The following is an 8,368-nucleotide window of genomic DNA, read 5'->3' as shown; positions in this document are numbered from 1 at the left end:
CAACCTACCGACCGTCACCGACAAAACCAGGAGATCAGAGTGTCCGACCGTTCCGGCTTTCCTGCCCGCCCTGAAGGACGGGGCCTCCAGCCTGTGTACTCGGTGACATGAAAGGGCCGGTTCGTGACATGAAAGGGCCGGCCTCTTCTGAGCGGGCTCGGTCGCCGGCTTCTCGTACGGTGCCGGTCTCGTCCGCGGATCGAGGCTCGGGGAACGGTGCGGCGAGAGGACCGTACGGACCGGATGCCGGAGAATCCGGCCGGCCGTTCCAGAACGGCGGATCTCAGCGGCCGAGGCCGGCGTCGCGGGCGCGGACGATGGCCTCGGTCCGGTCGGCGACGTGCAGCTTGGCGAAGATGTTGGAGACGTTGTTGCGCACGGTCTTCGGCGACAGGAACAGCGCCGAGGCGATCTGCGGGTTGGACCGGCCCGCGGCGATCAGCGAGAGGATCTCCCGCTCGCGCGGTGTGAGCTGCGGGAACATGGTCTCGTCCGGCGCGGGGGCCGGAGTGGAGAAGTACTCGGCCACGCGGCGGGCGACCGACGGCCCGAAGATGGCCTCCCCGTGGGCGACCGCCTGGATCGCGCGGACGATCTCCGCCTGGTTGGCGCCCTTGAGCAGGTAGCCGCGGGCTCCGGCGCGCATCGCGGCGAACAGCGTGGCGTCCTCCTCCGACATCGTCAGCATGAGCACGCCGATGTGCGGGCTGTCGGCGACCACCCGCCGCGTCGCCTCGATGCCGTCGAGGTCGGGCATGGTGACGTCCATGACCACGATGTCCGGCTGCAGGGCGGCGGCCCGTTCCACCGCCTCGCGGCCGGTCGCGGCCGTGCCGACCACGTCGACGCCGGGGATCGAGCCCAGCAGCACCGCCAGCCCGTCCCGGTAGACCGGGTGGTCGTCGGCCAGCAGCACGCGGATCGGCTCATCGGACACCTGTCGCCTCCAAACCTGTCTCCTCCAAGGCCGCCGTCTCCGAGGTCTGGGTCAGCGGCAGCCTCGCGCGGACCAGGGTGCCGCCCTCCGCGGGGCAGCTCACCTCGCAGTCGCCGCCCAGCTCGGCCGTGCGCTCGCGCAGCGACAGCATGCCGACCCCCGCGACGACGACCGGGCCGATGCCGCGCCCGTCGTCGCGGACCAGCACCTCCAGCGCGCCCTCGCGCACGCCGAGCGTGACGTCGCAGCGCCCCGCGCCGGAGTGCCGCATCACGTTGGCCAGCGCCTCGGACACGATACGGTACGCCGCCACCTCCACCGCGGCCGGCAGCGCGGCGAGCCCGTCTCCGGACACGGCCACGTGCGGCCCGGTGGAGCGCAGGCGGTCGGCCAGCTGCTCCAGGGCGCGCAGCAGGCCGAGCTCGTCGAGCGCCGGCGGGCGCAAATCGTGGACCAGGCGGCGGACGTCGGCCAGCACGGTGGCGACCTCGGCTGCGGTCTGCTCCAGGATGCGGTCCGACTCCGCGGGCGCGGACGCGGCGAGGTTGCGGGCGGTCTCGATGCGCAGCGCCACCGCGCCGAGGCTGGGGCCGAGCCCGTCGTGCAGGTCGCGCCGCAGCCTGCGGCGTTCCTCCTCGCGGGCGAGGACGAGCCGGGCGCGGATGCGCTGAAGGTCGGTGCTCAGCTCGCTGGCGCGCGCCGCCGCGGCGGCCTGCCGGACGAGGTCGCCGAGCAGCCGCTGGTCGCGTTCGGTCAGGTCGGCCCGGCACAGCACCAGGCGGCCCACCGCCTCGCCGCGGTAGGCGACGGGCAGCGACACCGACGGCCCGCGCGGCGAGCCGTGCTCGACCACCGACCGCACGCCGCCGGGCCGCTCGATCTCCACCCGCACGTACGGCAGGCGGAACGCCTCGGCCACCGTCGTGGCCAGCGCGCGGAGCTGGTCGTCCGGCTCGGTGGCGAGTTCGAGGCGCTCGGCGAGCGTGGAGACCGTGGCGTACGGGTCGTCGCGCGCCCCGCGGGCCAGCCGCCGCGCCGCCCGCCACAGCCAGGTGCGCAGCGGCGCGTAGGCCACCGCCACGATCGCCATCGCGGTCAGCGCCGATTCGCGTTCCCCGAGCACGCTTCCCGCCGCGGTGAACACCACGATGTCGATGACGACGGCGAGGACCGCGAGCACGCCGTACAGGAAGGTGGCCGGCAGCAGCCGGTCGATGTCGTACAGGCGGTACTTCGTCACCGCGACCAGCACCGCGCAGGAGGTGAGCCCGAGCGCGACGCAGAGCAGCATCGGCGGCAGGCCCGGCGGCGCCACGAGCGGCAGCAGCAGCACGAACATGTCCACCAGCGCCGCCCACGTCAGCCAGCGGATCTGCGCCCGCCGCTCCGGGTCCGCGGCGCGGTAGCGGTGCACCATGACCGCGAACGGCACCACCAGGCTCACCGGCACCGCGGCCTGGGCCACCCCGATCAGCGGCCGCCACACCTCGTACGGCAGGCCGACGCTGAGCAGGTCGAGGTCGAGCGCGGCGATCCCGGCGGGCAGCACGGCCGCCCAGTGACGGCTCAGCACGGCCATCGGCACGAGCAGCCAGACCACCGCCTGGAGCGCGGTCAGCCCGAGGCTGGCCAGCGACAGCCACCGCCATCCCCTCCTGGCGGGCAGGCGGCCGTCGGGGAACAGCAGGATCAGCAGCGGCAGCCCGACGAGCAGCATCGCCCCGAACCGGGCGTACAGCCAGTACGCGAGAGCCGCCCCAGGAGTCCCCGGTGAGCCGTAGACGGCGTGGAGCGCCCACGCGGCGGACAAGCCGTTCAGCCCCCACAGAACCCCGGACAGCACCAGCACCCAGGCGACCGGATGACGGGGCAGCCGCCGCAGCAGCAGCGCCCCGGGCACCACCTGGGCCAGCCCGGCCACGGCGTACGGCCAGCTCACCTCGTCCAGGTCGGCGCCCGGCGGGACGGCGACCCCGGCGTTGACCACGTCCAGGATGACCGTGCCGGCGGTGAGCGCGGCCACGAGGAGCGCCATCGCCATCGCCATGATCACGGGGAGGCGGGCGGTGCTCACCGGCGTCCCGGCCAGTCCGGTTTTCGTCATTCGAGGATTGTCGCCGGTTTTGTGTCCCGTTGTCCCGGGACACCGTGTCCCGGGACCTCACGTCCCGGGACGAGGCACGGCGAGGCGGTCAGCTGCCGGGCTTGCCCTCCAGGCCCGCCATGTAGGCACGGGCAACCGCGAGCGCCCCCGCGAGCGCCTCCTTGCCCGGCATGAGCCGGACCTTCGGCGAGTTGGTGGGCTCGTCTTCGCGATGTTGCTGCCCCGCGTAGTCCACCGCGACGACCAGCGCCCCCTTGCGGATCATCACCGTCGTGCTGCCGGCGAACACCACGCCCCGGCGGTAGGCCAGGTACTGGCTGTAGGCGGCGTCGCCCAGCCCCTTGATGTCGGCGAGCTTGTCCCAGTCCGCGTCGTTCGGGGAGAAGTCCTCCATGGACTTGCCGGAGCCGCGCCGGGCCGCGTAGAACGTCCTGGCCGCGCCGTCGTCGGGCGCGCCCGCCCGGTTGGTGAACCGGTGCGTGGTGATCAGCAGGCTGCGGATCTTCGTGACGCCGCCACCGGCGTCGATCTTGCGGTTGAGCCAGCGGCACTCGGTCTGCGCGTCCGAGCCCGTCGTGCTGCCCATGGCCCTGGTCTCGGCGCCCGGCACCAGCGCGCTCGCCGCCTTCCCCGCCGCCAGGCAGTCGGCGGGCATGGCCGCGAGCCGCGTCGGCGACGGCGTGGGGCCGGCGGACGGGAGCGTGGGCGTGGCCGAGGGGATCGTGAGCGGCTCGGCGAGCACGTCGGGGTGCTTCGCCTTCCACGCGGCCACGCCCTTGGCGATCTGACCGACGAGGCCGGTGACCTCGCGGATGGCGTTCTCCTCGGTGATCGACTGGACGGTCTTGTTGGTGAGGATCGCGGCGTCCTTGCGCTGCTGGTCCGCCTGGTACCTGACCTCGATGGTCATGTCACCGACCCGGGCCTGGGCCTGGCCGTAGGAGTACCACAGGACGGTGCCGGACCGGCGCCACACGTACTGGGCGAACGCGCCGTCGCCGATCCCCTGGATCTCCCTGACCTTGGAGGTGTACTCCTTGTCACCCTTCTTCGGGGTGGGTTTGGCGGTCTCGGCGAGCTTGGCGCCGCCGTGGTCGATCTCGAACGAGTTCTGCGCCATGGACCTGCCGGTCTTCGCGCCGTCGCCGCGGTGCTGCTCGACCTTGATCTCGATCTGGCGGCTGCGCCAGTAGTCGCCGTACGAGATGCGCAGGTTCACCCAGGTGCAGCCGAAGTTGATCGTGTAGTCGTTGGCCCGCGAGCTGCCGGTGATCTTCGCCTGGGGCACGAGCCGGTCGACCGTCTCCTTGGGCAGCATGGCGCACACGTCGGGGCCGGGCACGGGGCCCGCGTTCTGGTCGGAGGGCCTGGCCGCGGGCTCCTGTCCGGCGGACGTCCTGCCGTACACGAGGTAGGCGCCGCCGGCCCCGCCCGCCAGCAGGACCGCCACGCCGGCCGCCACGGCGGGCATCACCCAGGGGCGGCGCGCCTTCGGACGGCCGGGGGTGGGGGTGCCGCCGGTGGCGACGTCCAGGCCGACGGACGACGGCATGGTGACCGGCCCGCCGTCCCCGGCCGCCTGACCGTACCCGGGGCCATGAGCGTTCTGACCGTACGGGGTGCCCGGGGGTGCTGCGCCGTACGGACCGGACGGAGCTCCCTGGGAGGGGCCACCGTACGGGCCGGCGGGTGGTGGGGCGGAGGGACCGGTGGCCGGCCAGACGGGCGGCCCTGCCGGAGGGGCGGGCGGCGGTCCCGAGGGGGGCCCGGCGGGAGGCCCCGAGGGCGGCCCGGACGGAGAGGCGGAAGGCGGCGAGGGAGGAGGCCAGACCGGCGCCCCGAACGCGGGCCCGGACGGCGGCCCGGCGGGAGGTCCTGCTGAAGGACCTGCCGGTGCGCCGGCGGACGGGGGGACCGGGCGGCCCTCGTACGGCTCCGCCTGCGGCTCCCACGGAGTGAACGCGGCGGGCGCCGGGGACTGCTGGGGCGGCGGGAACCCCTGCGGCCCGGACGGCGGGAAATTCGGCGGCCCGGACGGCGGGAACCCTTGCGGCCCCGACTGCGGGAACCCAGGGGGCGGGGATCCGGGCTGCGGGGACGGGGGCCCGGGCCGGGAGGACGGAGGGCCGGCGGGTGGCTCGGACGGGCCGCCCGGCCCCGGGGCGGGGTTGTTCGGGGGCTCGTTCCGGCTACCGGCATTCACGAAGGACTCCTGGGGATTCGTCATGACATGCGACTGAACATGCTAGTAAAAGCGGAGATCCGGTACTCGCCGATCCACCGAGAGGGACGCACGGCACTCGCGAGACCGATGCCGGCTCGCCGGCTGCCGGGCCGCGGCGGGGTCACCCTCGGAGCGCCGCCGACACCGTGCGCGCGGCCGTGAGCGCCGTCTCCTTGCCGCCCCCCGCGTCCTTCATCGGCACGTCGCGCCGGCGCAGGGTCACCTGGCCCATGAGGTTGCTCAGGCGGAACAGCACGACGTCGTCGCTGATCCCCTCCTTCAGGGTGACACCGAACACGAACGAGGTCTGCGCGTACGCCGCCTCACCCACCCCCGTCACGTCCCGGCCGTCGCCGGTGACGGTGCGGAAGACGGTGCCCTTCGCGCCCGCCCTGCTGGCGCGCTCGCTGGCGTACTTGCGTTCGGCGATCCCGGGCCCACTGAGGTCGCCGGCCGGCCGCTCGGTCCAGAGCTGGACGGTGAGCGTGCGCGGCGAATCGGAATACCCCTCGAGCCTCCACTCGCACGTGCCTTGCCGGGTCGCCGTCCGCCTCACCGGCCCGCCCAGCCACTCGACGGCCCGGGCGTCAGAGACCAGCCCGCACGGGTCCGGCGCCGTCGCGAACCTCCCGGCCTCGGGCGTCCCCTTGAGCGCCGTGACCCCGTACCAGCCGGCCACGCCCACCAGCACGGCGGCCACGGCCGCCACCGGGGCGAGCCACCAACGGCGACGGCGGGCCGGTTCCGCGAGTGCGCTCAGCCGCTCGCGGACCACGCCCGCCGCCGGGCGCGTGGCCGGGTCCTTGGCGAGCATCGCCATGATGAGCCGGCCGAGCTCCGGGCCGGCCCGCTCGGGGAACGGGGGGTCGTGCAGCAGCACCGCCGCCGCGACGGCGGCCGGCATGGCCCGTTCGAACGGCGCCCTGCCCTCGGCCGCCACGTAGAGGGCCGCGCCCAGCGACCACAGGTCGGAGGCGGAGCCGGCCGCCTGCTGGTTCAGCCGTTCGGGCGCCATGTAGCCGAGCGAGCCGCCGCCCGAGGTGGGGCCGGTCCCGTCCTGGCCGTGCAGAGGCACGGCGATGCCGAAGTCGGTGAGCATGGCCGAGCCGTCGGCGTCTAGCAGGATGTTGGCCGGCTTGACGTCGTGGTGGAGCATGCCGTTCATGTGCGCGGTCTCCAGCGCCGACAGCACCCGCAGCCCGACGCGGGCCACCTCCTCGGGCGGCAGCGGTCCCCGCTCCTTGACCACCTTGTCCAGCGAGCGCCCGGTGACCAGGTCCATGATGATCCACGGCTGGTCGCCTTCCAGCACCACGTCGTGGACCATGACGATCGCCGGGTCGCGCAGCCGCCCGGCGGACCTGGCCTCGTGGATGGCGCGGTCGGCGAACGCGGCCCGCTCTGGCGGGGTCAGGCCCGGCGGCACGCGGACCTGCTTGACCGCCACCTGCCGGTCGAGCATCTCGTCGACCGCCCGCCAGACCGTGCCCGCGCCGCCCTCGCCGAGCCGCTCGATCAGGCGGTAGCGGCCGGCCAGCCGGTAGGCGTCAGCCCGCACGGCGCAACTCCTGCTCGGTGGCCCGCGCCGCGTCGAGCGCGGTGCGCTTGATGTCGTCGTCGGTGGGCCGTTCGCCCAGCGCGGTGTACTCGACCCGCACCACGAGGTTGGCCAGCCGGAAGTAGACGTGGGCGCTGTGCATCCGGCCCGTCGGCCCCTTCAGCTCGTAGCCGAACGCCTCCTCCCCGACCCCCGTCACGACGTGGACGGGGGTGAGGGTGGCCTTGTTGGTGCCCGGCGCGCCGACCTCCGGCCACGTCCAGTGGATAGCCGGCCACCTACCCCGTTTGACCTTCTGGTTCTCGAACAGGGTGCGCGCCGAGGCCCGGGTCATCGACCATGGGTCGGCCGTGTCGGAGTCCTTCTGGAGCTGGAGACCGATCCCGGTCTTCGGGATGGTCCAGCCGCAGGTGGGTCCTTCGTTGTCGGAGCTCCGCCGACCGGCCGGGGCCTCCCGGACCCGCAGGAGCCGGGCCACGTCCTCGCCCGGCAGCACCGAGCACGCGTCCATCGGCACGGTGAACGCCTCGGGGAGGCCGTCTGCCTGCTGACGTACCAGGAGGAAGACGCCCGTGCCCGCGACGGCGAGCGCGGCCACGGCGGCCACGGCGCCCCGCACGAGGCCCTTGCTGGGGCGCCGCACCCGGCCGGGGGCGGTGATCTCGTGCGTGGTCGTCAGGCGGGGCGGCTGGCCGGCCGCGACCTGCCGGAGCGCGTCGCGGGCGGCGCGCGCGTCCGGCCTGGTGAACGGGTGGCGCGCGGTCAGCGCGGCGATCACCGGGCCGATGAGGCCGCCGACCTCGGGCGGCGGCGTGGTCAGCGTCGCGGTGATCCGCTCGCCCGCCGTGCCCCCGTACATCGGGCGGCCCTCGACCGCGTAGAACAGCGTGGCCCCGACCGACCACAGGTCGCTGGCCGGGCCGCCCGGGTCGCCGTCCAGCCGCTCCGGCGCGATGAACCCCGGCGAGCCGATCGTCAGCCCTTGCTCGGTGAGCGCGGCCTGCCCCTCCTGCCGGGCGATGCCGAAGTCGGTGAGGACCACCCGGCCCGTGTCCGTGATGAACACGTTGCCCGGCTTGACGTCGCGGTGCTGCAGCCCCTGCGCGTGGGCGGCGGCCAGCGCCTCCAGCAGGTCGGCGCCGATCCGCGCCGCGTGCTCCTGCGGCATAGGGCCGTGCCGCTTGACCACGTCGGACAGGCTGCCGCCCCGCAGCAGCTCCATGACCAGCCACGGGCGGCCGTACTCGACGATGACGTCGTGCAGCGCCACGATGCCGGGGTGGCGCAGCCGGGCGGTGGCCTGCGCCTCGCGCACGGCACGGGTGACCAGCTCGTTCCGCTCCGAGGCGGGCAGTCCCTCGGGCAGCGTGAGCTCCTTGACCGCCACCTCGCGGTCGAGCATCTCGTCCCTGGCCAGCCACACCTTTCCCATGCCTCCGGCGCCGAGCGGGCGGATCAGGGAGTAGCGGCCGGCGAGTCTTCCGCCAGACATACCCGGAAGACTAACTAATGATCATGATGGACGGATATTCGTCGGGCGGACGC

5 protein-coding genes are annotated in these 8,368 nt (G+C 74.3%); all 5 read right to left on the bottom strand.

Annotated features, from left to right (window positions below):
• Nucleotides 1-283: 283 nt before the first annotated feature.
• Nucleotides 284-937, bottom strand: coding sequence for a response regulator transcription factor (locus AB0H81_RS30295; protein WP_358381365.1), 654 nt, complete (start codon nucleotides 935-937; stop codon nucleotides 284-286).
• Nucleotides 927-3,041 carry a histidine kinase gene (locus AB0H81_RS30290; protein ID WP_358381363.1) on the bottom strand — a complete coding sequence of 705 codons (2,115 nt, stop codon included), beginning with the start codon at nucleotides 3,039-3,041 and terminating at the stop codon, nucleotides 927-929. The genes AB0H81_RS30295 and AB0H81_RS30290 overlap by 11 nt, the downstream gene beginning before the upstream one ends.
• A gap of 88 nt (nucleotides 3,042-3,129) precedes the next feature.
• Nucleotides 3,130-4,593, bottom strand: a complete 1,464-nt coding sequence (locus AB0H81_RS30285) for a hypothetical protein (protein WP_358381361.1) — start codon at nucleotides 4,591-4,593, stop codon at nucleotides 3,130-3,132.
• A 793-nt stretch (nucleotides 4,594-5,386) separates the two neighbouring features.
• Complete coding sequence (locus AB0H81_RS30280) at nucleotides 5,387-6,823, bottom strand: serine/threonine-protein kinase (RefSeq protein WP_358381359.1); 1,437 nt, start codon at nucleotides 6,821-6,823, stop codon at nucleotides 5,387-5,389.
• Nucleotides 6,813-8,315 (bottom strand): serine/threonine-protein kinase, encoded by a 1,503-nt coding sequence (locus tag AB0H81_RS30275; RefSeq protein WP_358381357.1) that lies wholly within the window; start codon nucleotides 8,313-8,315, stop codon nucleotides 6,813-6,815. Before AB0H81_RS30275 ends, AB0H81_RS30280 begins: the two co-directional genes overlap by 11 nt.
• Between the last annotated feature and the right edge of the window lie 53 nt (nucleotides 8,316-8,368).

The sequence above is a fragment of the Nonomuraea sp. NPDC050691 genome (genome assembly GCF_040654455.1).
Taxonomy (GTDB): domain Bacteria; phylum Actinomycetota; class Actinomycetes; order Streptosporangiales; family Streptosporangiaceae; genus Nonomuraea.
Note: the sequence above shows the minus strand (reverse complement) of the source record. Positions and strands in the feature narration are given on the sequence as shown.

Excerpts from the sequence above, each read along its gene's own strand:
- AB0H81_RS30275 (WP_358381357.1), bottom strand. The coding sequence starts at position 8,315 with ATGTCTGGCGGAAGACTCGCCGGCCGCTACTCCCTGATCCGCCCGCTC.
- AB0H81_RS30290 (WP_358381363.1), bottom strand. The coding sequence starts at position 3,041 with ATGACGAAAACCGGACTGGCCGGGACGCCGGTGAGCACCGCCCGCCTC.
- AB0H81_RS30285 (WP_358381361.1), bottom strand. The coding sequence starts at position 4,593 with ATGCCGTCGTCCGTCGGCCTGGACGTCGCCACCGGCGGCACCCCCACC.